At 38.5% G+C, this 23,705-nt stretch carries 21 protein-coding genes, 1 tRNA gene and 2 pseudogenes; 10 read left to right on the top strand and 14 right to left on the bottom strand.

Features of this window, described 5'->3' with window-relative positions; translation table 11 throughout:
• Nucleotides 1-95: 95 nt before the first annotated feature.
• Nucleotides 96-518: an SRPBCC family protein gene (locus CXF74_RS17990; protein ID WP_101083910.1), complete on the bottom strand. Its 423-nt coding sequence runs from the start codon at nucleotides 516-518 to the stop codon at nucleotides 96-98.
• A 353-nt stretch (nucleotides 519-871) separates the two neighbouring features.
• On the opposite strand from CXF74_RS17990, the gene CXF74_RS17985 reads away from it, so the two are divergent.
• The 3 genes from CXF74_RS17985 (at nucleotide 872) to CXF74_RS17975 (ending at nucleotide 3,281) form a co-directional block, all read left to right on the top strand.
• Complete coding sequence (locus tag CXF74_RS17985; RefSeq protein WP_101083909.1) at nucleotides 872-1,738, top strand: DUF3014 domain-containing protein; 867 nt, start codon at nucleotides 872-874, stop codon at nucleotides 1,736-1,738.
• 123 nt (nucleotides 1,739-1,861) lie between these two features.
• Complete coding sequence (locus tag CXF74_RS17980; RefSeq protein ID WP_101083908.1) at nucleotides 1,862-2,965, top strand: phosphoribosylaminoimidazolesuccinocarboxamide synthase; 1,104 nt, start codon at nucleotides 1,862-1,864, stop codon at nucleotides 2,963-2,965.
• A 121-nt stretch (nucleotides 2,966-3,086) separates the two neighbouring features.
• The gene (locus tag CXF74_RS17975) at nucleotides 3,087-3,281 is read left to right on the top strand and encodes a DUF2897 family protein (protein ID WP_101083907.1); all 195 of its coding nucleotides are present in this window, start codon (nucleotides 3,087-3,089) and stop codon (nucleotides 3,279-3,281) included.
• Between the two features lie 33 nt (nucleotides 3,282-3,314).
• Here the strand turns inward: CXF74_RS17975 and bamC are convergent, their stop codons facing one another.
• Both bamC and dapA read right to left on the bottom strand, forming a co-directional pair.
• Nucleotides 3,315-4,439: an outer membrane protein assembly factor BamC gene (gene bamC, locus CXF74_RS17970; protein WP_101083906.1), complete on the bottom strand. Its 1,125-nt coding sequence runs from the start codon at nucleotides 4,437-4,439 to the stop codon at nucleotides 3,315-3,317.
• Nucleotides 4,436-5,317: a 4-hydroxy-tetrahydrodipicolinate synthase gene (gene dapA / locus CXF74_RS17965; protein WP_101083905.1), complete on the bottom strand. Its 882-nt coding sequence runs from the start codon at nucleotides 5,315-5,317 to the stop codon at nucleotides 4,436-4,438. Before dapA ends, bamC begins: the two co-directional genes overlap by 4 nt.
• A 175-nt stretch (nucleotides 5,318-5,492) precedes the next feature.
• Between dapA and CXF74_RS17960 the strand changes: the two genes are divergently transcribed.
• A complete protein-coding gene (locus CXF74_RS17960; protein WP_101083904.1) occupies nucleotides 5,493-6,368 on the top strand; it encodes a co-chaperone YbbN in 876 nt (291 codons plus the stop codon).
• A 4-nt stretch (nucleotides 6,369-6,372) separates the two neighbouring features.
• On the opposite strand, the gene CXF74_RS17955 is transcribed toward CXF74_RS17960, so the two are convergent.
• From CXF74_RS17955 to ubiT, 3 genes and pseudogenes are all read right to left on the bottom strand, one after another.
• Nucleotides 6,373-7,113: a hypothetical protein gene (locus CXF74_RS17955; RefSeq protein ID WP_101083903.1), complete on the bottom strand. Its 741-nt coding sequence runs from the start codon at nucleotides 7,111-7,113 to the stop codon at nucleotides 6,373-6,375.
• 23 nt (nucleotides 7,114-7,136) lie between these two features.
• Nucleotides 7,137-7,712: pseudogene (locus CXF74_RS17950) on the bottom strand (glutathione S-transferase family protein); the annotation flags it as partial.
• 218 nt (nucleotides 7,713-7,930) lie between these two features.
• On the bottom strand, nucleotides 7,931-8,452 hold the full coding sequence (gene ubiT / locus CXF74_RS17945) for a ubiquinone anaerobic biosynthesis accessory factor UbiT (RefSeq protein ID WP_101083901.1): 522 nt from the start codon (nucleotides 8,450-8,452) through the stop codon (nucleotides 7,931-7,933).
• Between the two features lie 125 nt (nucleotides 8,453-8,577).
• On the opposite strand from ubiT, the gene ubiU reads away from it, so the two are divergent.
• Nucleotides 8,578-9,573: a ubiquinone anaerobic biosynthesis protein UbiU gene (ubiU, locus tag CXF74_RS17940; protein WP_101083900.1), complete on the top strand. Its 996-nt coding sequence runs from the start codon at nucleotides 8,578-8,580 to the stop codon at nucleotides 9,571-9,573.
• Between the two features lie 25 nt (nucleotides 9,574-9,598).
• On the top strand, nucleotides 9,599-10,477 hold the full coding sequence (locus tag CXF74_RS17935; protein ID WP_101083899.1) for a U32 family peptidase: 879 nt from the start codon (nucleotides 9,599-9,601) through the stop codon (nucleotides 10,475-10,477).
• 551 nt (nucleotides 10,478-11,028) lie between these two features.
• On the opposite strand, the gene CXF74_RS17930 is transcribed toward CXF74_RS17935, so the two are convergent.
• Nucleotides 11,029-11,119: transfer RNA gene (locus tag CXF74_RS17930), tRNA-Ser, on the bottom strand.
• Between the two features lie 110 nt (nucleotides 11,120-11,229).
• Complete coding sequence (locus tag CXF74_RS17925) at nucleotides 11,230-12,192, bottom strand: glucokinase (protein WP_101083898.1); 963 nt, start codon at nucleotides 12,190-12,192, stop codon at nucleotides 11,230-11,232.
• 281 nt (nucleotides 12,193-12,473) lie between these two features.
• On the opposite strand from CXF74_RS17925, the gene CXF74_RS17920 reads away from it, so the two are divergent.
• Together CXF74_RS17920 and pyk are read left to right on the top strand one after the other, a co-directional pair.
• Nucleotides 12,474-13,334, top strand: coding sequence for a MurR/RpiR family transcriptional regulator (locus CXF74_RS17920; RefSeq protein WP_101083897.1), 861 nt, complete (start codon nucleotides 12,474-12,476; stop codon nucleotides 13,332-13,334).
• A 60-nt stretch (nucleotides 13,335-13,394) separates the two neighbouring features.
• Nucleotides 13,395-14,828, top strand: a complete 1,434-nt coding sequence (pyk, locus tag CXF74_RS17915; protein WP_101083896.1) for a pyruvate kinase — start codon at nucleotides 13,395-13,397, stop codon at nucleotides 14,826-14,828.
• 238 nt (nucleotides 14,829-15,066) lie between these two features.
• Here the strand turns inward: pyk and CXF74_RS17910 are convergent, their stop codons facing one another.
• The gene (locus tag CXF74_RS17910; RefSeq protein WP_101083895.1) at nucleotides 15,067-15,291 is read right to left on the bottom strand and encodes a DUF2835 family protein; all 225 of its coding nucleotides are present in this window, start codon (nucleotides 15,289-15,291) and stop codon (nucleotides 15,067-15,069) included.
• Between the two features lie 717 nt (nucleotides 15,292-16,008).
• Here CXF74_RS17910 and CXF74_RS17905 point away from each other — a divergent pair.
• The gene (locus tag CXF74_RS17905) at nucleotides 16,009-16,779 is read left to right on the top strand and encodes an ElyC/SanA/YdcF family protein (RefSeq protein WP_101083894.1); all 771 of its coding nucleotides are present in this window, start codon (nucleotides 16,009-16,011) and stop codon (nucleotides 16,777-16,779) included.
• A 138-nt stretch (nucleotides 16,780-16,917) separates the two neighbouring features.
• Here the strand turns inward: CXF74_RS17905 and CXF74_RS17900 are convergent, their stop codons facing one another.
• The 5 genes from CXF74_RS17900 to CXF74_RS17880 form a co-directional block, all read right to left on the bottom strand.
• Nucleotides 16,918-17,100: a DUF1737 domain-containing protein gene (locus tag CXF74_RS17900; RefSeq protein ID WP_101083893.1), complete on the bottom strand. Its 183-nt coding sequence runs from the start codon at nucleotides 17,098-17,100 to the stop codon at nucleotides 16,918-16,920.
• Nucleotides 17,101-17,272: 172 nt separating this feature from the next.
• Nucleotides 17,273-18,727 carry a tRNA uracil 4-sulfurtransferase ThiI gene (thiI, locus tag CXF74_RS17895; RefSeq protein WP_101083892.1) on the bottom strand — a complete coding sequence of 485 codons (1,455 nt, stop codon included), beginning with the start codon at nucleotides 18,725-18,727 and terminating at the stop codon, nucleotides 17,273-17,275.
• Between the two features lie 52 nt (nucleotides 18,728-18,779).
• A complete protein-coding gene (locus tag CXF74_RS17890; protein ID WP_101083891.1) occupies nucleotides 18,780-19,322 on the bottom strand; it encodes a YaeQ family protein in 543 nt (180 codons plus the stop codon).
• A 2-nt stretch (nucleotides 19,323-19,324) separates the two neighbouring features.
• On the bottom strand, nucleotides 19,325-19,777 hold the full coding sequence (locus CXF74_RS17885) for a VF530 family DNA-binding protein (protein WP_232772572.1): 453 nt from the start codon (nucleotides 19,775-19,777) through the stop codon (nucleotides 19,325-19,327).
• A 442-nt stretch (nucleotides 19,778-20,219) separates the two neighbouring features.
• The gene (locus tag CXF74_RS17880; protein ID WP_101083890.1) at nucleotides 20,220-21,620 is read right to left on the bottom strand and encodes an undecaprenyl-phosphate glucose phosphotransferase; all 1,401 of its coding nucleotides are present in this window, start codon (nucleotides 21,618-21,620) and stop codon (nucleotides 20,220-20,222) included.
• 458 nt (nucleotides 21,621-22,078) lie between these two features.
• On the opposite strand from CXF74_RS17880, the pseudogene istA reads away from it, so the two are divergent.
• Nucleotides 22,079-23,625, top strand: a pseudogene (gene istA / locus CXF74_RS17875) (IS21 family transposase).
• Nucleotides 23,626-23,705 lie beyond the last annotated feature (80 nt).

The raw sequence follows: 23,705 nt of genomic DNA, 5'->3' as shown, positions 1-23,705 counted from the left end.
CACTTAGTCGTATTAACCTTATACGACTAAGTGCCTCTGTTTATAATGTGGTTAGCCAATCACAACAAAATTAAGGTCATCAAATAATTGAGTTATTAATGGAAAGAGTTATCTAAATCCCCCATTAACGCGACATAAATACCGTGACAAAACTCAACGGCATCATCACTTTTAGCCTCCCAGCTTGATGTCCACACTATTTCAGTCTCTCCATCACCGGTCTCATTTAATTGCACCGTACCGATATAATTAGAAACTTCATGGCTCGAAATGGGTGATGGTCCTTCGTCAAGGCTGTATTTAAATTGATGATTTACTTCATCTAGTGATAATAGTGTTTCAGCAAAGGCGCCATTTAAAAGGCGTTTAGCACCAGGGACATTGCCTGCTAAGTTGCCAATTTTATCTACTTTCTCGATAACGTTAGGCGCCCAATCTAAGCGATGAAAATCATGAATTCGATTCCAGACTTGATCGACAGATGCGTGGATAACTTTTGCTTGATTCGTTGTATGCATAAAAATTCTCCTGTTAACTCATATTCATTCAAACAAAGCGCTGTACATCACTATTATAGTTCATATTAAATGCTCCTAAATATCTACAGAGTGAATTAGCGAAAGTAGAATAGAAAGGAGAATATCTTGCATAAACATGGCGTTTAAATTGAACTTAGTCAGGTTTTTACAGCCATAATTAAACAACGCAAAACATTCATCATATTATGCACTTACATTTCTGTGCTTAGTAAAGAAATGGTTGTGTTAGCCGGTACAGAAAACCTTTAAGATAACAATGCTAACGTCATCAACTAGCGTTAAGATGCATATTTTGACACAATATTTTAAACAAACTTTTCAGGTGAGCATTTATGTCTGTAATAAAAGAGAAGAGCAATAAACCACTCAAAGTAACCGTTGTAGTATTAGGCGGTTTTTTAATTGCTGCCAGCATAACCCCCTATATCAACTCCTACTTGCTCTCGAATGATAACACCGAGAGTGTGATTGAATCAGAGACAGCAACCGCTACCTCTCAACAATTAGAAATTGAAAATACAGTTTCTGCACAACAGGACATTGAGAGTGTCACTAATAGTGACACTTCAAGCGCACAACAAACAAGTAAAGCGGTCACCACCACGCCACAACAGGAAAAAGTGATATTACCCGCCTTACATGACTCTGATGCCTTTTTCTTAAAAAACATCAAAACAGCGGATACAAAGTCACTGTTTGTCCCGTTAGACATTATTCGAAATATGGTGGTATTTGTTGATAATTTTTCTAGTGGTGAGTTAGTCAATAACTTTAACCCGTTAGAGACGCCGGTCAAATCGTTTAGTGTTAACGAGCAAAAAGGCATTGTGACTATAGATAGTGATAGTTACTTACGTTACGATAAATACGCACAAGCGATCAGTGAGATTGATACACAAACATTTATTGATTTGTATTCTTTATTAAGCCCATTGATTGACCAAGCGTATCAAGAGATAGGGTACCCAGCAGGCAGTTTTAATCATACCTTTGATAAAGCCATTGATCACTTATTAGAAACGCCCATTATTCAATATAAGTTAGCACTCAGTTCTGACTCTGTGATGTATAAATATGCAGATAAAAATCTAGAATCCTTGCCTGACACACAAAAACAGATGTTAAGAATGGGCCCGGACAATTTACAAATAATCAAACAAAAATTACAGGAAATACAAAGCGAATTACAACGCTTATAAGCGTAAAACAACTGAATTTAACGGTTATATCGCCATGATTAGTCACCCATTATCTGTTAAACTGCCCGCTCAAATTTTTATTCACAGTATGACTGTATTTGACGAAGCACAAGGATATTTTTTATGAGTCTGGCCAACAAAGTATTAGCCGTTAATAACGACCTGCCCATCCGTACAGATAAACCTGTACACAGTGGTAAAGTTCGTTCTGTTTATTGGTTAACCGAAGCTGACAGTAAACGTCTAATCGAAGAAAAAGGATATGATGTTGGCGCTGATGCACCACTTGCAATTATGGTGATCAGTGATCGTATCTCAGCATTTGACTGTATTTGGCACGGTGAAGGTGGCATGAATGGTGTACCAGGAAAAGGTGCTGCCCTTAACGCAATCTCAAATCATTGGTTTAAACTGTTTAAAGAACAAGGTTTAGCTGATAGTCATATTCTTGATATCCCACATCCCTTTGTTTGGATTGTACAAAAAGCAAGACCTGTCATGATCGAAGCAATCGCCCGCCAATATATTACCGGTTCAATGTGGCGTTCATACGAAAAAGGTGAGCGTGAGTTCTGTGGTATTAATATTGCTGAAGGTTTATCTAATAACCAAAAATTACCAACGCTATTAATAACCCCTTCTACTAAAGGTATTTTAGAAGGTGTTCCCGGTGTACCTGCTGTTGACGATGTAAATATTACACGTAATAACATTGAAGATAATTTTGAAGCATTCAACTTTACCCAAAAGTCTGATATTAGTTTCTATGAGAAATTATTAAAAGAAGGCTTTGACGTGATCAGCAGTGAGCTGGCTAAAATAGACCAGATTTTTGTTGATACCAAATTTGAATTTGGCTACGTTAATGACAAAGCAGGCAATGAAAAGCTTATCTACATGGATGAAGTAGGTACGCCTGATTCTTCACGTATTTGGGATGGCGCGGCATTTCTTGATGGTAAGATTGTTGAGAACTCAAAAGAAGACTTCCGTCAGTTATTATTAAAACACTTCCCTGATCCAGATATTTTATTAAATAAAGATCGTATGGTAGAACGTTTAGCATTAGCGAAAGACAATGCTCTACCTGCTGAAGTGCTAATGAAAATTTCTGCAACCTACACGGGTATCGCAGAAAAAATCATCGGTAAGAAGATTGTACTGAGTGACAATCCAAAAGCTGAAATTGTAGACATTCTTCGTGAACAATACGGTTTAATTGATTAGTTAAACATTTATATTAAACTTTAAAGCAGAATTAAGTTTCTGCTTTTTTTTACCTAATATAAAGTAAAACACGCTCCGTCACTTTATTAGAGACATTACTACAAATAAAAAAGGAAAACATATGAATGGTTGGTTAATATTTTTGATTATTGCAATCGTACTAGGCGTGATTTTAAGTAATCTATTATTACTCAAACAAAGCGCGAAACATAAAATACCCGATCACATTATAAAAGCAGTAGCCGCCAGAAGACTTGCAGAAGAGCAGGAAGCAGAAAAGTTAGAAACACAAAACAAAAAGCCAACTGATGATTAATCAATTGGCTTTTATTAACAAACTCAATAAGGTTTAAAATTCTTGCGTTTGTTTCTCGTTTTCGATTAAAGCACCACGTACATGGTCAGTAATACTAAGATAGATCTCAGTGATTTTTTGATCTGTTAATGGTTTCTTATCTTCATCTAACCACAGGATAGATGTTGTACCGCCGGTCACTTCACCCAGTTGAATAAAGTATTCATCTTGTGCAAGTTCGAAGGGTTTAATATTGTTTTCTAACCAATAATCATCACTTGGTTTGGTATATTTTAATAAGAAATAACCCAGATTTTTATCTTGCTCGATTATTTCAAAATTAAGTAAAGTGAATAAATCGGGTAACTTACCCCAAGTATCAATAAACTTACTTTCAACAATCCAAGTATTTTGATGATTATCATCAAACCCTAGTTTAATCGCAAGTGGCTGTTCATCACCCTTTTCAAGTTGTTCAGACTCTTTCACTTTATAAGCGTAGGCTAATAGGTCATTAACAAAACGTGTTTCAATTTCATTTTTACGACTGCCAACAAGATTAAACTTAAGCTCAGTGCCTTCGTTGACTTCTTTATAACTTAACGCATCAACCGTTAAAGAAACGCTGTGCCCATCCTGTTGTTTTTCAACCGTCAGTTTATAACTCGATTCTTTTAACAGCGTGTTTTCATTAAAGTAGCTACCAAAGGTAATGTTTTCGCTGAAAATACCCGTTTCAATTTGATTTGAAGCGGTGTTTTTATTAATTATTTCAACGTCATTCGTTGCTAGATATGATTCCAGTAACTGCCACACTTTAGCTTGCATATCTTCTTTCTGGTTAAATGCGTTAAACCAGATTTTAGTGCTGCCATCTTCTGTCTTTTCTAATAACACACCATCAATGACGGGCATTAGCTGCGTCGGAGGACGTACATCAACATCTTTTGTTGTAAAACCAACAGACTTTTGATCTTCAGTTAATTCAGGAATAACGTAACTATCACGCGCTTCTTCATTACTGAAATCACCACTATTATAAGCGTCAACTAAAGTTGCATCTTGATATTCAAACTCACCATTAGCTTGCATGCGTGTATCAAAGCGGACACAGGCAGAAAGTGATAAAGCCAGAATAACAGCCGCAGTGCTACGGCTATGTTTAAAAGTTAATTTCATGAAAATAGTTTTGCTTCTGTTAAGGCATCACGGACATCATTATGGAATTCATCCGCAAGAATAGTTAAAGGTAAACGACAGTCTGCAGAAGGAATCAAACCTAACTCTACACATGCCCATTTCACAGGGATCGGATTAGCTTCAACAAACAATTTATTATGCACTGGCATTAATTGTTGATTAATTTGTTGTGCTTCAAGAGCGTTACCTGCGAGCGCGAATTCACACATTTTGGCCATCTGAGCAGGAGCAACATTGCTGGTCACAGAAATAACACCATTACCACCTTGTAACATGAAGTCACAACCTGTTGCATCATCACCACTGTAAAGCAGGAAGTCATCAGCCACTAACGCTTTGATTTCTGCAAGACGGTTTAAATCGCCAGTTGCTTCTTTAATGCCAATAATGTTATCAATTTTAGCAAGGCGAGCAACCGTTTCTGGCAACATATCAACGGCAGTACGGCCGGGTACGTTATACAAAATTTGAGCTAAGTCAGAGGATTCAGCAATCGCTTTAAAATGTTGATATAAACCTTCTTGCGTTGGTTTATTGTAATAAGGCGTTACGTTTAAGCCTGCAACAATGCCACTGTGAGCAAATAATTTACTGAAGGTGATTGCTTCTGCTGTTGAGTTAGCGCCATTACCGGCAATAATATCGATACGGCCAGCTGCAAATTCAACGGTTTTCATCACAACTTTAACGTGATCATCAACATTAAGTGTTGCAGACTCACCCGTTGTACCCACTGCAACAATTGCAGAAGTACCAGATTTTATATGAAATTCAACCAGCTCTTTAAGCGTAGAAAAATCAATTTCGCCAGTTTTATCCATTGGAGTCACGAGTGCGACAATACTTCCTGTTAACATATTAAAATCTCCTCTTTATAGTCACTCAATATTACTTTTGCGAGACACTAAAAACAAGCAATAAAGCGAATAGATCGTGCCACCAGCGACAAATATTCCACTTTGTTGCTTGTGTTCAATGAATAAGAAGATATTCTACTTAAAATTGAACTTTTTTTACTTTATTGAGGTCTGCATGCCAGTTAATAATCATGATGTTAGCGTTTCTACTTTCCCACAAATCATCCTAGAGGGGTCAAAAGAGAAACCGGTATTAGTTGTTTTTTGGTCACAACAATGTCCAGTGTGTTGTGAACTTTTACCCTTACTTGATAAAATTCATGCTGAAGATGAACAAGCCTTTGTCTATGCACGTATTAATTGCGATGTAGAACAGCAAATTGTTAATCATTTTGGCGTTCAAAGTGTGCCAAGCGTATTTATGTTTATTGATGGTAAAGGCGCGGATGGATTTGCAGGAGAACAAACAGAGCAGTTTATCCGTGAATTCATTAATAAACACACACCGGATCAATCGCTACTGCTTTTACAACAAGCGCAAACGTTATTTGCCCAAGGTGAAGTAGAGCAAGCAAAAACGCTGTTATTAGAGACGTTAAAAATCACCGATAAGAGTAATGAAAATTACAACGATATTAACCTTGCACTAGCACAGGTTTACTTAGCATTAGGTGAGTTTGAAAATGCATCTCCGTTGTTAGCGTCGATTCCAATGGCCGGTCAGAACATGATTTACCACAGCCTAATATCACAACTAGAGTTAGCAAAACAATCGTCACAAACACCGGAAATTACAGCACTTGAAAGCGCACTAGAAGAAGTGATTAGCACGCAACAAGAAAAAGCGTCCATTGAATACCAATTGGCGATTCAATATAACCAAGCAAACCGAAATGGCGAGGCGTTAGCCTTACTTTATAATATTCTATTAGTTGATATGAATTATGAAGAAGGTGACGCGAAGAAAACTTTGCTGGATATATTAGCAACCATTGATGATGCAAAACTAGTCAGTGAATATCGTAGAAAGCTCTATAGTTTGCTTTATTAATATTCTACTGTGTGAGCTTGCTTTTTTGCTCGGCTAATTTACACAGTAACGCTTCAATTCCTATTTCTGGGCTACTTAATATAAGTGGCCCTTTTTCTTTTATTTCTTTTATTAAGTCAATCGCCCCTGCCATCGACGCTTGCGCTAAAACGATGCAATCATATTTAATTTGTTTTGGTTTAGTAACATCAGCAATAGCAATATTAGCAATAACATCATCAATGACGTCAGCAATAGTCTGTAAATAGGCGCGTTGTTGCCCCTTCAAAAAATACTGCCAGCTATTTTCAACAACACAATAATCGATACCTTGCTGTGTCTGTTGTTTTTTTTGCGAACTACGCATCAATGCTTCTGTCGGCACTAAGGTGTTTTTTAACGCAGCCAGCACTAAGATACGATTCCCCGACATGACGGCTAAATCCGCCATCGCACGATCAATACGTATAACAAACGAACCATTGTCCAGTTGGATTTTTTCGGCGACTTGCCCAAGTGTCGAGCAAGTACATACCACCCTTTGAGCGTCTTTAGCGGCATTCAAACATACCGTTTTAATGTTAACTTCAAGCTCGGGTGTGATGCCCTTTTCCATCGCCTCTTCAAGTAGCGTACTGTTAACAATATGCTCAGTGCTTAATGTAGGCAGACATGCATGATTAGGTTGATGTTTTGTCACTAAATCAGAAAACGTAGCAACATGTACCTCTGCGGTATGCAAAAACGTAATATCATTTTTCTTCATGCCTTTATTCTCCCGACTTTGAACTACAACTCGCTATCTTGCATATTAATATATCCAGGCATCGATTCAATACGTTTGCACCAGGCTAAAATACCAGGATATTGGTTAAGGTCGAAGCCACCTTCTTCTGCGACATGGGTATAACCATAGAGTGAGATATCTGCAATGCTCAGTGTATTTCCGACCAGAAAATCCGTTGCTAGCAATTGTTTTTCCATCACCGCTAATGCTTTATGACCACCCGCTTGCAAGTCTTGATATTCCTGTTGTCTTGCTTTAGGCAGGCTTAAATAAATATTAATATAACGCGCGACAGCGATAAAAGGTTCATGGCTATACTGTTCAAAAAACTGCCATTGCAGTACTTTTGCTCGTTGCATTGCATCACGGGGTAATAGTGAGCTCTCAGAAGCTAAATAATTCAAAATAGCATTCGATTCAGCCAAGCAAGTTCCATCAGGAGTTTCTAATAACGGAATTTTACCGTTACTATTCTTTGCTAAAAAAGCAGCGGTTTTTGATTCACCTTTTAAAATATCAATGTGTATCCACTGATGTTCTATTTTTAGTAACGCGCATAACAGTGCGACTTTGTAACAATATTTGTAAACTCAAAAAATTAATCACCAAGGCACGAAGAAAAAAAAGTTAAAAGCGAAGTTTAAATACGCATTCCCCAACGAGGAAACAGCCTTAAATAGCAGCTAACTGAATGGTGATAATCATCATTTCCTGTAACAGGATATTAACAATCTATCGAGAAAACGGTGATAATTCAATCACTTTAATGACTAACCTCTTACAGTTAAATCGAAACTCAAATAGTAACGCCGGTTATTGGCGCATTGACACCTTGTTGAATAAAGGTTGAGAAACGTCGAATGGCTTGTTGGGCGCGCTCAGGTAAATTATCAAAATCAATATTGTCTAATAAGTTTTTAATCTCTAAACCCAATTCAGTATCGCCCTGAATAGTTAAACGGCGTTGAAAAAATAACGTATCAGGATCTTCTTTACGCCCTGCAATCAAGATTAATTCATTCACATTAGCAGAGAATGTCACATCAACTTGAGGGCTACTTTGTGCAATCACTAATTTATCGTCCGCAAAACTGATATACCAACACAACTTGAGATCGGTCACTTCCACTTTAAGCCATTTGTTCTCTAAAAATTCCAGATCACCATCCTCAATCGCCTCTTTAAATAAACGCGACAATAATTCAGAGAGTAGTTTTTTTTGGATGAAAAAAGGCAACAGTGCGCTGGGCAAAGACAATAATGTAGGGGCTTTGCTGACTAATTGATGATGGAAGTTATTCAGTAATGGTTTGAGCATAATGATTCTCTTTGCAAAAAAGAGCAGTATAAATGCTAAAGAATCACACAACCCTGCCCTATATCAATAAATGTTTTGTCGAACTTTTTACAATTGTGCCTCTTTGAAAAGCAGCTGGAACAATTATGGAACTTCTTTGCCCCGCGGGTAGTTTGCCCGCATTAAAAACCGCCATCGATTGTGGCGCCGATGCTGTCTACATTGGTCTTAAGGATGATACCAATGCACGTCACTTTGCAGGCCTTAATTTTAATGATAAAAAACTGGCAAAGGGAGCCCAATATGTACGAGATCATAATAAGCACCTGCATGTTGCGATTAATACCTTTGCACACCCAGGAGGCGAAAAACGTTGGCAAAATGCCGTTGATAAATGTGTCGACTTAGGCGCGAATGCTGCCATTATTGCCGATATTGCCACCTTGGATTATGCAGCCAATAAATACCCTGAGTTAGAATTGCACTTGAGCGTACAAGCCTCGGCGACCAATACTGCGACCATCGATTTTTACAAACAAAACTTTAATGTTAAACGTGTCGTTTTACCGCGTGTATTGTCGATTCACCAAGTAAAGCAGCTTGCACGACACACTGATGTCCCGCTGGAAGTCTTTGCCTTTGGTAGCTTATGCATCATGGCGGAAGGACGCTGTTATCTTTCTTCCTATTTCACCGGTGAATCGCCGAATACCGTTGGTGCTTGCTCGCCGGCCAAATATGTTCGCTGGAGTGAAACAGAGAAAGGCCTTGAATCTCGCCTTAACGACATTTTAATCGACCGTTACCAAAAAGATGAAAAAGCAGGCTACCCCACACTGTGCAAAGGTAAATTCAACGTTGATAACAAGCTTTATCACGCACTTGAAGAGCCAACCAGTCTCAATACCTTATCAATGGTGCCAGAGCTGATGAAGGCGAATATTTGCTCAGTTAAAATTGAGGGACGCCAACGAAGCCCTGCTTATGTAGAGCAAATAACACGTGTTTGGCGTGAAGCGATTGACAGTTACAAAGCGAATCCCGCCTTATATCAAGTGAAAGATGAATGGAACCGCGTGCTCGCGAATGTATCTGAGGGCAGCCAAACGACCTTAGGCGCTTATCATCGTGATTGGCAGTAAAGCTTAGCAATTCAATAGGAATAACATGAAATTATCACTCGGCCCACTTTTATACTATTGGCCAAAACAAAATATCGAAGACTTTTATCAGCAAGCACTTTCCAGTGAAGCGGATGTGATCTATTTAGGGGAAACCGTTTGCAGTAAGCGCAGAGAACTGAAACCGCGTGATTGGATAACCTTAGCTAAATCATTAAATGGCCAAGGCAAAGAGGTGATTTTGTCGAGCATGGCGCTGCTTGAAGCGCCCTCTGAAGTAAAAGTACTAAAACAACTCTGTGAAAATGGAGAATTGAGTGTTGAAGCCAATGATGTGGGAGCCATTCAGCTACTTAGCGAACTCAAGGTGCCTTTTGTCTGTGGCCCAGCGATTAACTGCTATAACGCCTCAGTGATAAACCTATTTGTTAATAAAGGTATGCAACGTTGGGCCATGCCCGTGGAGTTATCACGAGATTGGCTTGCTCAAACAGTTTCTGATTGTGAAGATCTAGGTATTCGCTCTCAATTTGAAATTGAAGTCTTTGCGCACGGTTTTATGCCCTTAGCTTATTCAGCACGTTGCTTTACTGCACGTTCAGAGAACAAAGCCAAAGATGATTGCGAGTTATGTTGTATCAAATACCCACAAGGCCGTCCCACGACCACACAGGAAGATCAACAAGTGTTTGTTTTAAACGGGATACAGACGCAATCGGGGTACTGCTATAACTTGATTAATGATATAGCATCAATGCAAGGTTTAGTGGATGTGGCACGCATCAGCCCCTCTGACGATCAAGCTTTCAGCGTATTGCAGCAATACAGAGAGGCCGTTACAACAGGCATTACACCGGTAAAATTGGCGCAAAAAGAATGTAACGGTTTTTGGCACAAGATAGCAGGATTACAAACACAGTATTAATGGCCCAAAGTGCATTAAGCCCATAAACATATAAATCTGAAACAAAAAAGCCTCACATCCTTATCGGGTGTGAGGCTTTTTTTACGAAGAGGTTAATAAATCATTACTTGATTACACCTTCGTATTATTAGTACTTCCATTTACTATTAGTGATAATGCGACAAACATACCCACTGCAGTTACACCAGCGAATAAGCTAAACATTGCAAAAATAGTCATTGTGTATTGCCTTTAAATAAGAGAGTTAAAGCAATCCTTTGAAGTAAAATGATGTCCCTAAAATATAGTGATACAGCGTGTATCTATCCTATAAAAATAGACAATTGTAAGCAACAGAGCAAGTAAGTTTACAAAGATTTACACTTCTTGTGTGATTTGATCAAAGCAGTTGTTATCTCAAAATAAGATTATAAGTGTAGAAAATAGGTGTTAGAGAGACGTAGTAGCGAAACAGAGGAAAGACTGAAGACAAAAAATAGCACAGGTAAAAAAACCAAACCCTAGATAGCAAAAAAACCCAGCTAGATAACTAACAGGGCTTTCTTAAAATGTGGCAGTGGGCTAGGGATTCGAACCCTAGAACGGGTATAAACCGTTACACGCTTTCCAGGCGAGCTCCTTAAGCCACTCAGACAGCCCACTACATTTTCAGTGATTAAACACTGCTTTCTCTTTTCCATCTGCTTAGCTTATTGGGCTAAGCGGAGCGGATAATAGAGAACTCCCCTCATTAAATCAACCACTAATCGCAATTAATCTTCAATAAACCCTAACTCTTGTCGAAGATAGACAGTTGCACCTAATAATCCAGGGTTATCATGTGTGATCACATACGTTGGAATTGTCGCTAAATAGGTCGAAAATCGTCCTTTAGCTTCAAAGAATGTTCTAAACTCACTGTCTTTAAAAAATTCAACAAAGCGTGGCACAATACCACCCGCAATATAGACACCACCCGTACAGGCAAGATTCAATGCTAAATTACCTGCAAAGCCTCCCATCACTTCACAAAATAACGTTAAGCTACGTGTTGCCAGCGAACAATCTTTATTAAGCGCAGCCTCAGTCACCTGTTTTGGTTCATGAAAATCAACCTGTTTACCTTCTAAACGACAAATTGCATGATAAATATTGACCAGCCCTTGCCCTGAGAGTAAACGCTCAGCAGAAACATGGCCAAACTGCGCCTGTAATAATAACAAGACGTCTGCTTGTTCTCGGCTATTTGGTGACACACTCATATGCCCCCCTTCACCGTCTAAGCTGAGCCATTTATTCGCAGCATGAATAAGGTGAGAAACACCTAACCCCGTACCCGGCCCAAATATAGCCGTTACACCTTGATGTTGTGCTTCGCCTTGACCTATTTTAATTTTCTGTTGGTCAGTTAAAAAAGGTACTGCTAATGAGATACCCGTGTAATCATTAATAACAAAGAGATGTTCAAGCTGCAGTTTTTCTTTTAATACGAGTTTAGAAAACTGCCAACTTAAATTAGTCATCGACACTAAATCATCTTCAACGGGGCAAGCAATTGCCAGACAAAGAACACTCACTTTCTCAGAGAGTGTTGAAAAATATTGAAATAACGCAGCATCTAGCGTTAAAAACTCAGCGCAAGCAAAGGTACGTATTTGGCTTACTTCACCGCTTTTATTACAACAAACAGCCAAACGAATATTAGTTCCACCGACATCGGCAACAACAGATAACATATTTATTCTCCCCAAAAATTTTAGTATGTACTGATCAAACTCTCATTTGTGTAATTAAAAAACAGATATTTTGATCTAAAACAGGTTTATTCTGTAATAAAATGACAGTTCACATTCAATTACCTATAATCGTCAGTGAAATTTCCAAAATCGTGTAATTTATTTTCACCTATTGCTTTCAAGAATTTCAAAACTGTATTTACATAATCAAAAGTATTATCTAAATACACTAATGAATTCAGTTAGTTTAACGTAAAAAAAACAATTTATAGTAGAGTCGTATGAATACTTTAGAGTTAATCCAAAAAAACATTGATACTTTTAGCAAATCTGAAAGAAAAGTAGCAGAAGTGATCATTGCTTCGCCACAAGTCGCAATACATTCAAGTATTGCCACACTTGCTAAAATGGCTGATGTAAGCGAACCCACAGTGAATCGTTTTTGCCGCAGGTTAGACACTAAAGGTTTTCCTGATTTTAAATTACACCTCGCACAAAGCCTTGCAAATGGTACGCCATATGTAAATCGCAACGTCAATGAAGATGATGGCCCAGAAGCCTATACCGCTAAGATTTTCGAATCGACTATGGCCTGCCTTGATGTCGCTAAAAATGCGTTAGATACGTCGCTGGTTAATCGCGCGGTGGATGTGTTGACACAAGCCAATAAAATATCTTTCTTTGGCCTTGGCGCCTCTTCAAGTGTTGCCCACGATGCACTGAACAAATTTTTTAGATTCAATATCCCAGTGACTTGTTTTGATGACATTGTAATGCAAAAAATGAGTTGCATTAATAGCAGTGAAGGTGATGTCATTGTATTGATATCCCACACTGGTCGTACTAAAGCATTAGTAGAAGTTGCAAGATTAGCACGTGAAAATGATGCCTTTGTTATCGCGTTAACCGCTTATAACTCCCCTCTTGCTGAATACAGCAATTTGGTACTTTCAATGAGCGTACCAGAAGACACCGATATTTATATGCCAATGGCATCACGTATTGCACAACTGGTCCTGATCGATGTATTAGCCACAGGCTTTACATTGCGTCGAGGTCCTAAATTTCGAGATAATCTAAAACATGTTAAAGAAGGTATTAGAGATTCTCGTTTTGATAAATTCGAATCTGACAGCGAGTAATCTTGCTGTTAACTCAACCAAAATCATTCATGAAAACAATTTATTTTACAGGAGTTTATAATGACTAGACGCACTAAGATCGTAACCACATTAGGCCCAGCAACAGACAGAGATAATAACCTTGAAGAGATTATTATTGCAGGCGCTGACATGGTGCGTATGAATTTTTCTCACGGCGAAGCGGCTGATCATGTAAAACGTGCTAATGCGGTACGTGAAATTGCAGCGCGTTTGGGTAAACAAGTTGCCATTATGGGTGATTTGCAAGGCCCTAAAATTCGTGTTTCTACCTTTAAAGATAACAAAATCCAACTTGCTGTAGGTGATCTGTTTATCCTAGACAGTGATTTAGAAAAAGGCGAAGGCACACAAGCATCAGTTGGTTTAGATTATAAAACACTGCCTCAAGAAGTGAAAAAAGGCGATCTGCTATTACTTGATGATGGTCGCGTACAAATGGAAGTAGACTTTATTGAAGGTAATAAAGTGCATACCGTGGTCACTATCGGCGGCCCCCTTTCAAATAATAAAGGGATCAACCTTAAAGGCGGTGGTCTTTCTGCACCCGCACTGACACCTAAAGATAAAAAAGACATTATTACAGCAGCCGAAATTAAGTGTGATTATTTAGCGGTTTCGTTTCCACGTAATGGTGATGATCTACATTACGCACGTAAACTTGCACGTGAAGCAGGCTGTAATGCAAAAATAGTCGCAAAAGTTGAACGTGCTGAAGCCGTTGAAACACAAGAAGCACTTGAAGAGATCATTCTTGCTTCTGATGTAGTGATGGTTGCTCGTGGTGATTTAGGCGTTGAAATTGGTGATGCGCGTTTAGTGGGTGTGCAAAAAAACATGATCCGCACCGCACGTCGATTAAATCGAGTGGTTATTACAGCAACACAAATGATGGAATCGATGGTGAGTGCTCCGATGCCAACACGTGCTGAAGTAATGGATGTGGCGAATGCCGTTTTAGACGGTACAGATGCAGTGATGCTTTCAGGTGAAACAGCCGCTGGTGATTTCCCGGTTGAAACAGTAAAAGCAATGAGTGATGTTTGTATTGGCGCTGAAAAACACCCAAGCATTAACGTGTCTAATCACCGTATCAATCATACTTTTGCAGATCCTGCTGAAGCACTTGCAATGACAACCATGTTTGCTGCCAATCATACCGTAGGTGTTAAAGCGATTGTTGCATTGACAGAATCTGGCACAACGCCATTATTAATGTCACGTTTAAGCTCTGGTTTACCTATCTATGCACTTTCAAGTAACCAACAAACACTAAGTTACTGCGCACTTTACCGTGGTGTTACACCGGTTCAGTTTGATTCTACAACAACTCGCAGTGTTGAGTTTGTTCAGAATGCAATACAAACATTGAAAGATAATGGTTCAATTAAATCTGGCGATTTGATTCTTATCACACACGGTGATGATCATAATGCGGGCAGCACGAATACCTGTAAGATTGTTGAAGTCGTTTAATCATTAAACGGTACTATTGAAAAAGGATCTTTAAGATCCTTTTTTTATGTCTATAATTTATTCTAAATATTTATTTGTATATTACATATACAAAACTAAACTCAATAGAGTTCAAACATATTATTCCTTATTGGAAATAACTGTTTCCCAAGCCTAGGATCCCCCTTTATCTTAGGCTTCTTGTCCTTTTTTTTATACTGCTAATACGAGACTGAAAAAGAAGTGAGTAAAGATGAGATTACAGGCTGACCTGTTGTAACTTCTCAAACTTATTATTTTCCCCTAAGATCAATTCAAAACGTCCCCTGACACCAAGCTGTGAGAAAAATGGAACAAAACGCATCGCAGGTATTTGAATCATTTTCCCACCCTCTTCACGTACTTTTACAATGGTATTGGGTGTTCTATAAAGTTGTTCAAAAGATTGATAAGAGATATTTAGTCGGAAATAAAAATGTGTCACGCTTTTACCTTAATACTTAGATGTGTGTATACCCATGCTACTTCAACATGCAAAGTCAGCAAGGCAAATTGTGCCGAGATACCAGGCATAAAATTGAAGCCTAGTCATTCTAATTCGAAATTTTATAACGCCGTAGATTGGTACAAGTTGCCTTGCCCTACGGGGCGTAAGCTCGAAAACCAACTCGGTGTTACAACAATCGAAAAGTGAATAACAATTACCTCACGCTGTGCCTGTATCTGGTTATCGAGCTTATGCCTGACAAAGCATCTTGAGGTAACATGGTATATTTGTTAATTAAAACGCCTTTCTGAAAACAAAATTACGATTAGATAGATTAGCCACAGTAAATCTAGAATATAAACGCCATTGGCTAAGCCATGCTAAAAAACGCTTTTATGTTACCTTATGGATAGCTAACCATTCAAGCATGTCATGCTCAATTTAATAAAAATCAGGCGGATTCCAAAGAGTGCTTAAACAAACATAACCGTTAAAAAGAAAATCCCCTTAACAAGCCGATTCAATTCAAGCCAAATCAAAAAATTAAAGCACATAAAACCTTGAACCAGGTGAGCATAATTAAAGATGCATATTTCCTAAGCCACTAGCAAATCAGATATTTTGTGCAATACTCTCAAAATAAGAGTCACTCAATGAGAGTTCCCTATTACAAATGCTAGACTGCATACACATTTCAACGAGGTAGATATTACAATGTTATTTTTAGCCAAAAAGTGGATTGGTGGTTTGTTAATGCCCTTACCGCTTTTTCTTCTTATCTTTTTTATCGCGCTTATTTTACTCTTTTTTACCCAAAAACAAAAAATGGCGAAAGTGTTATTACTGTGTAGCTTTACCTTTATTTTGTTAATCAGTTTCATGCCTGTTGCTGAGCGATTAACACACAGAGTCGAACGTAAACATTTGCCTATTTTACAAAAAAATGTCGCGCAGAATTTTGATTATATTTTATTACTCGGATCAGGTGGCATTGCAGACCCCAGTTTACCCGTCAATAGCCAGCTATCAAGTATTGCTAACAGCCGTTTTTTGGAAGCGCTTCGTTTATTTCAAGCGAATCCAAAGGCAATATTAGTGGTTTCAGGCGCAAATTTGGGGGATGTAAAAACACACGCACAAATGATGCAAGAACTAGCGATTATAATGGGCATACCCAAACAACAGATTATTCGTTTAGATAAAAGTCTTGATACCGATGATGAAGCTAAACAGATGTCAAAATTAATCAGAGGGAAAAAGTCAGCGTTAGTAACCTCTGCAACACATATGGACAGAGCACTAAAGCTGTTTTATAAATATGGCACGGCGCCCATGGCGGCACCAAGTCACTTCTTAGCGAAAAATCGCAGTGGTGATATTCCAAGTTATTATTATATCCCTAATGCTTATCAGTTATATAAAACGAAAGTTGCTTGGCATGAGTATTTAGGAAGAGCACAAAATTGGGTAAAACGCTTACTCTAACGCATTACAGATAAGGTATTAAAAGAGAGTGAAAATATAGTAAAACCATAGTGCAGATAATGTCTAGCGAGCAATAACAGAGGTTAAATCACAGTGGGCAAGAGACCCACTGGTGATCATTAATTTTAGAAAAAGACATTATACTAATTGTTTTTGTTGCTTGACAACTGCCTGTGCAACAACCATGTGCTCCCCGTTGAATGCCATTGAAGGCGAGCCATACAATTCGAAACCTTCTGCTAATAATTTAGTGATACGGTAACAAAATTCTGAATCATCTTTACCTGTTACTAACTTGTAATTCTCTGTTTGTTGAGTCATATTTACTTCCTTTTATTATGAATGTATTACCTGTTTGAGACAGCATACGACGGCATTATTAAAAGAAAAAATCAAACAAACTAAAACTGTGAATTGCCACCATCAAAGCATAAAAAAACGGCGTATTTAACGCCGTTTTTGTGAAGGTATGCTAAAACGAATAAAAAACAAACTATGGACGATAAACCTTTACGTTATCAAAGCCAGCTTCTTTTAAATAAAGAGCTTGTAGTTGGCTCATCACGCCACGCGCACAGTATAAAAGATAAGTTTTATCCTGTGGCAAAGTTTCAAATTGAGTAGCAAGCTTGAAGAAGGCTAAATGCTTCACTTCAACACCGTCAATTTCTAGTGGTGCGTCATCTTCTTCTTCTGGAGAGCGAATATCCAATACCACTTCGTTCTCTTTAAAATCAGAAACAGATTCAACTTCCGTCACTTCCTCATGAGCAGCGCGGCCAATATCGCGAATATCGAGTACATTTGCCTCAACAACCACTTTCTCTATAAGCGAAAGATCAAATTTTGCTTCTTCAGCTTCGATCTTTTTCATTACCGCTTTCACTGTTGGGCGTTGTGAAATAACACCACAATATTCAGGAATCGTTTCAGACAGTTCAGCCGTACCAATTTTACGGGCACAATCAATAATGTCTTGTTTATCCGTGACGATAAGTGGGCGTAAAACAAGCATATCCGTTACTTTATCAATAACAGAAAGGTTACGTAACGTTTGGCTAGACACTTGACCCAGCGCTTCACCGGTGACTAAAGCTTCAATCGCTAAACGATCTGCAACAAGAGCAGCTGCACGTATCATCATACGTTTTAAAACAACACCCATTTGGCCGTTATCTACTTTCTCTAATATTTCAGCAACAACGGGCTCAAAAGGAACAGAGATAAATTTAACACGATGTGATGAACCAAAACGCTCCCATAATCGGTAAGCAACTTGCTTCACGCCAATTTCATGGGCAGCACCGCCTAAATTAAAGAAACAGTAATGTACACGAGAACCACGTTTAATGAATTGGTAACTAGAAACACCCGAATCGAAACCACCAGAGATAAGTGATAATACTGATTCTTGAGAACCCAGTGGGAAACCACCCAATCCTTCATGACGTACATCGATAAAGAATAATTTTTGGCTATTAATTTCAAGTTTAACCGTCACATCAGGGTCTTTTAATTTAACGCCTAATGCTTCTGTATGCTGGTTTAAACCACCACCGATATAACGCTCTGCTTCACTTGAAGTAAACTCATGCGTACCGATTCGTTTTACACGGACACAGAATGTCTTTCCGTCTAAGCCAGTACCCACATGCTCTTTTGTTTGTTCGTAAGCATCGTGTAAGTCAGTAAATTCTGTTTCTTTCACTTCTAAGAAATGCGCAATACCCGGCGTACTTGATAACATTTTAATCAGTGTTGCTTTATTTTCTGCACTTTCGTTATCAGTACGTACAATGATCTTGTCCCACTCTAAAATAACCTTCACATCTTCGTCATAGATAGTTAGGACGTTACGGATATTTCCCTGTAGCATTTTGCTGAAACGTTTACGTACAGGTTTACTTTTCATCATAATTTCAGGGAAAAGTTTGACAATAAATTTCATGTTAGATCACTGTGTTAGTTAAGTAAGATAAGATGCCGGATTATACCGACTATTAAGATTGCTGTAAAACCGAGTGCGTGACTTCACATTCACCTAAATCAGAGGCGATAAAACTCGACTCACCAGAAATAGTAATGGACAGCTCCATGGTACGTTTCGCTAATTTAGCAAGTTGTTGAATTTGCTCAAAAGGAAACTGATAAACAGTCAGGTTTTTCAGTTTTGCGAAGTCAGACTCGCCTTGTCTCCACCACACATCTGATTTGCTATTAAAGCTATAAACACTGACCGCTTTTGCTAAACGGCTGGCTTTTTTAATGCGCTCAAAAGCGGGCTCACCCATGTCTATCCACAATAAAAACTCATCGGATAAACTTTTAGCCCAAATATCAGGATCATCAACATTAGACAGCCCCTTCGTAAACGCTAAAAACTCTTCCTGTGAATGTAAACAAAAAGCCACAATACGCGCCATCATACGTTCAGTAGTTTCCGAGGGATGCTGTGCAACCGTCAGAGAAAACGCGTCGTATATATCATTGTTTAAATCTGAACGATTAACGGTCAGTTTGAAAATAGTGGGTTTTAAAGCCATTTTTATTTATTCCAAGGATTAGATGGATCATAAGCAGGCTCGTCATTTGCCTTATTCTTTGGTTGCGTATTTTTTTTAACGCCACGCATATCAGAGGCATGCTCAATTTTGAAATTAGTTAGCTCTGTAATTTCAGCTGGAGATTCTGAAACAGGCTCACCTAATGACGAACGATCACGCGGTGGGATCATTAGCTGTTTATCGTCTGGCCACGCATAGTTTTTATAAACATAAAGGTAAAAGTCTTCTACTTTATCCTTCGCCCACTCATGGTTACGCAACCACTTCATCGTTGACTTAAGTCCGGTATGAAATTGAAAACGCTCGATATTCATCGTTTCACTAAGCGTTTCCCATCCGTATTGATCTGAAATTTCAGTTAGTAACTGTTCCAATTTTAGACCGTATAGTGGATTAGGTTGTTTTTTAGATTGAGTCAACACAGGCTCTGTCAAAATATGTTTTCCTTTTAATTAAGGCGCTGATTCTATCGCTATTTGCATTAAATTGTAGGGTTAATTAACAAATAAAACGTCTAATAGCCAAGGATGATAGTGACAGTGCCATAAAAAACATCTTGTGACGCCTAATTGCTTTTGTTTTCTTCCTCGTGGTTAGTCATCTCGCACTGCAAGCGCATTATAATTGAAAATGCTTTTAGCACTTCAAAATACGTATTGCTATCGCGTTGTCCCTATTATTTCAATAAAAAACGACCACGAAGCCACTTCATTACACAGAGAACACGAAGAAACCAAGATCAAAAATTCAATTTGATCTTTAACCTTCTTTTTCTTCGTGCCTTCGTGGTTAATTTCTTTTGAATTTATTTAAATTTTTTAATCGCATTTATAATGTATTTGCCCTGAGTCATTTCGCTTAAAAATGCGAAAAGGCTTAGAAAGCATTCTTATCGGTAAATCCCCTGGCGATGGTTAAAAATACAATTTTAACATCAAACACCAAATTCCAATTTTTGATGTACTCAAGGTCGTAATCCACACGTTTCTGCATTTTGAATAAACTGTCGGTTTCTCCTCGCCAACCATTAATTTGTGCCCAGCCAGTGATGCCAGGTTTTACCTTATGGCGCATCATGTAAAAGTCGATATCATCTCGGTATTGCTCATTATGTGCCACGGCATGTGGCCTTGGCCCGACAATCGACATATCACCTGCTAACACGTTAATAAACTGAGGTAATTCATCTAAAGAGGTTTTGCGTAATATGGCGCCTAGTTTAGTAATACGCATATCATTTCTGGTTGCTTGCTTCACGTCATTTCCATTTTCTTGGACCGTCATAGAGCGGAACTTCCACACAGAAATACGCTGCCCCGATAGGCCATAACGAACCTGTTTAAAAATAACATCTCCTTTCGAATCCGCTTTTATTAAAGCAGCAATCAACAACATTGGCAGTGAAATTAAAAGAAGAATACTAATAGATAGAACAATGTCTAAGAGACGTTTGGCAATTAAACTGCCTCCCTGGTGAGGAGACTCATTAATGCTTAGCGTTTCAATGTTGCCAATACAAGAGACTTGCGCGCCTAATAAGCTGTAAGATAAATAACTTGGCAGAATACGTACATCAACGGTGGTATTGCCTAATTTTTTTAAAATGTCGGCAATTCGATTCTGCGCAATACTCGGTAGGGCAATATAGACCACATCAAACTGCCCCGCTTTTGCGCTGTCCACACCTTGATTAACCCCGCCCTGTAATTTATTAGCAAATTCCTCAGGTAAACGCTCAATCGTTCTATCATCGTAAATAGCGACTAATTCATAACCTTTTGCAGGATTGTTATTTAACACAGCGGCTAATTCGATACCTGAGGTTGTTAAACCAATAATGGCAATTTTCTTAGTGTGAAAAATGGAGGTACGGAAATAATTAACAATAATTTTTAGTGCGATTCGCCATGTAGTCACCCCGAGTGAGGTAATAACAAACCACAGCCCGATAGCAACACGCGAAACATCTTGACCACTCTTGTTAAAAAATAGAAAGGTGGTCACACATGCAATGGCAATCAAGGCGCTGATAACGGTATAGATAAGCTGCACCATGACTTTGTTTTTTGACCAATAACGATAAAGCTGGATGGTTTCCGAAAAAAGTAAAAACGAGGAGGCATAAATAAGGCTTAAAACCACATAGGTTTGACTTAACTCTTGTTGCTTGAATTTTAAGATAAGCAATAACGTTAATGGAATAAAACAAAAATCGAATACACGTGATAACGCAGAGAATTGATTAACTTTATCCCTTCTAAAGCCTTGTTCATTCATGAGCCACTCCTGTGTGCAAACTTAAAAAACCGCACCCACCATATCTTAACTTTATTTTTATGACAGTTAATTCATTTAATTTTCAGTCTTTATTTCTTAATATCTTTGTGTATCAACAACATAGAAAAACGCCTTAAGAATGACAGTTTCATCACGCCTTAAAGAGTGTAAAAGTTGTCATTATTATTGTGTTTTTACAGGGGCTAAGCAGAGAGAAAGACGCAGATAGCAGACTCGTTTCATTAAAAGTACACGTTGAATTTATACAGGGAAAAGATGCGCATTAAGGCTAAAATAACAGTAACTGCTTGTTATCATTACAACTGCATATTCTCATCCATCGCGATCACCCATTCTCATCGATGCCGATCACTTTTTATAAGTAAAAAGCACGCCAAAATCACTTTGCTTTGTTAAATCTGCATACTTACTTTTTGTTTTTATAAAGAGGAAAAGTTATGCCAACAGAGCCAATTTCTATGAGAAAACTAAAAGAGATATTACGCTTAAAATATCAAGCCAAATTATCACATCGTAAAATAGCCAAAAGCTTATCGATCTCAGCCTCCACCATTTCCAATTACATCACTCGTGCCAAGATGATAGGAATTGAAGCATGGCCACTCTCTGATGAATGGAATGATACAAAACTGAATAAGCATTTTTTACAAACCCAACACACACCAAGAACCGCTATTCCATTGCCAAACTGGCCTGATTTTCAACTTGAGTTAAAACGTAAAGGGGTGACTAAACAGCTACTCAGGCAGGAGTATGCTGAGCGTAACAGTGATAACCACTACAGCTATCCTCAGCTCTGTCGTCATTATAAAGAGTGGGCTAGCAAGCTACAGCCTTCAATGCGCCAAAACCACAAGGCAGGCGAAAAGCTGTTTATTGATTATTGTGGACCAACACTGCAACTCGTTAACCCTGATACGGGAGAATGTCGGAGCGCACAAGTATTTGTCGCTGTGCTAGGCGCGTCTAATTACACTTATGCCGAAGCAACACTCTCACAGAAGCTTGAGGACTGGGTGATGAGTCATGTGCGATGTTTTGAGTTTCTTGGTGGCGTTCCTGATCTACTTATCCCTGATAACTTGAAATCAGCGACTACGCGAGCTTGTAAATATGATCCTGATTTGAACCCAACCTATCAGCAGATGGCAGCTTATTACAATGTAACTATTTTGCCTGCTAGGCCACTTAAGCCTAAGGATAAAGCCAAGGCAGAAAACGGTGTGTTGATTGTGGAACGCTGGATAATGTCGGTATTGCGTCATGAAGTGTTTTATAGTTTATCTCAATTAAATCAGCCTATTAAAGAGCTTTTATTGCGAATGAATAACAAACCGTTTCAAAAAATATCGGGCACTCGGTCATCATTATTTAACAGTATCGACCTGCCTGTATTGAAACCTTTACCGCTACAAAACTATCAATACACCTACATTAAAAAGTGATGGTTAATATTGATTACCATGTGGAAGTTGAAAAGCATTACTACTCCGTCCCCTATGGATTGATCCGCAAGCGTTTAGAAGCACATGTTTCTGAAAAGTTAGTCACTATTTACCATCAAAATCAGTGTGTTGCACAACACTTAAAATCAACTCGATTAGGTGGTCATAGTACGCACAATGAGCACATGCCAAAATCTCACCAAGAGTATGCAAAATGGACGCCTGAGCGCTTTGAAACCTGGGCAGAGTCGCTTGGTAGTGCTGTTTTAGAGTGGGTAAAATTCCAATTACACAGCAAGCAACATCCACAGCAAAGTTACCGCATATGTTTAGGGCTACTCACCCTAACTAAAAAATACCCTAAAGAGCGCCTCAACGCAGCCTGCCGACGCGGGCTTGATACGGGGGCATACCGCTTACAAAGCATTAAAGCGATCTTAACAAATCAATTAGATCAGCAACCACTACAGACAGAATCTCCTGATCAATTAATCAATATCGAACACGATAATCTTCGTGGCGAAAATTATTACCATTAAGGAACAGTAATGAATAAACAACTATCCGAACAACTCAGTAATTTACGTCTGAACCATGTATTTAGTGCACTTGAGGTACA

It is taken from the genome of Psychromonas sp. Urea-02u-13, from assembly GCF_002835995.1.
GTDB lineage: Bacteria > Pseudomonadota > Gammaproteobacteria > Enterobacterales > Psychromonadaceae > Psychromonas.
Note: the sequence above shows the minus strand (reverse complement) of the source record. Positions and strands in the feature narration are given on the sequence as shown.

Bases quoted from the DNA above. Each gene is read 5' to 3' on its own strand.
- CXF74_RS17990 (WP_101083910.1), bottom strand. From the start codon at position 518: ATGCATACAACGAATCAAGCAAAAGTTATCCACGCATCTGTCGATCAA.
- CXF74_RS17985 (WP_101083909.1), top strand. From the start codon at position 872: ATGTCTGTAATAAAAGAGAAGAGCAATAAACCACTCAAAGTAACCGTT.
- CXF74_RS17980 (WP_101083908.1), top strand. From the start codon at position 1,862: ATGAGTCTGGCCAACAAAGTATTAGCCGTTAATAACGACCTGCCCATC.
- CXF74_RS17975 (WP_101083907.1), top strand. From the start codon at position 3,087: ATGAATGGTTGGTTAATATTTTTGATTATTGCAATCGTACTAGGCGTG.
- bamC (WP_101083906.1), bottom strand. From the start codon at position 4,439: ATGAAATTAACTTTTAAACATAGCCGTAGCACTGCGGCTGTTATTCTG.
- dapA (WP_101083905.1), bottom strand. From the start codon at position 5,317: ATGTTAACAGGAAGTATTGTCGCACTCGTGACTCCAATGGATAAAACT.
- CXF74_RS17960 (WP_101083904.1), top strand. From the start codon at position 5,493: ATGCCAGTTAATAATCATGATGTTAGCGTTTCTACTTTCCCACAAATC.
- CXF74_RS17955 (WP_101083903.1), bottom strand. From the start codon at position 7,113: ATGAAGAAAAATGATATTACGTTTTTGCATACCGCAGAGGTACATGTT.
- ubiT (WP_101083901.1), bottom strand. From the start codon at position 8,452: ATGCTCAAACCATTACTGAATAACTTCCATCATCAATTAGTCAGCAAA.
- ubiU (WP_101083900.1), top strand. From the start codon at position 8,578: ATGGAACTTCTTTGCCCCGCGGGTAGTTTGCCCGCATTAAAAACCGCC.
- CXF74_RS17935 (WP_101083899.1), top strand. From the start codon at position 9,599: ATGAAATTATCACTCGGCCCACTTTTATACTATTGGCCAAAACAAAAT.
- CXF74_RS17925 (WP_101083898.1), bottom strand. From the start codon at position 12,192: ATGTTATCTGTTGTTGCCGATGTCGGTGGAACTAATATTCGTTTGGCT.
- CXF74_RS17920 (WP_101083897.1), top strand. From the start codon at position 12,474: ATGAATACTTTAGAGTTAATCCAAAAAAACATTGATACTTTTAGCAAA.
- pyk (WP_101083896.1), top strand. From the start codon at position 13,395: ATGACTAGACGCACTAAGATCGTAACCACATTAGGCCCAGCAACAGAC.
- CXF74_RS17905 (WP_101083894.1), top strand. From the start codon at position 16,009: ATGTTATTTTTAGCCAAAAAGTGGATTGGTGGTTTGTTAATGCCCTTA.
- CXF74_RS17900 (WP_101083893.1), bottom strand. From the start codon at position 17,100: ATGACTCAACAAACAGAGAATTACAAGTTAGTAACAGGTAAAGATGAT.
- thiI (WP_101083892.1), bottom strand. From the start codon at position 18,727: ATGAAATTTATTGTCAAACTTTTCCCTGAAATTATGATGAAAAGTAAA.
- CXF74_RS17890 (WP_101083891.1), bottom strand. From the start codon at position 19,322: ATGGCTTTAAAACCCACTATTTTCAAACTGACCGTTAATCGTTCAGAT.
- CXF74_RS17880 (WP_101083890.1), bottom strand. From the start codon at position 21,620: ATGAATGAACAAGGCTTTAGAAGGGATAAAGTTAATCAATTCTCTGCG.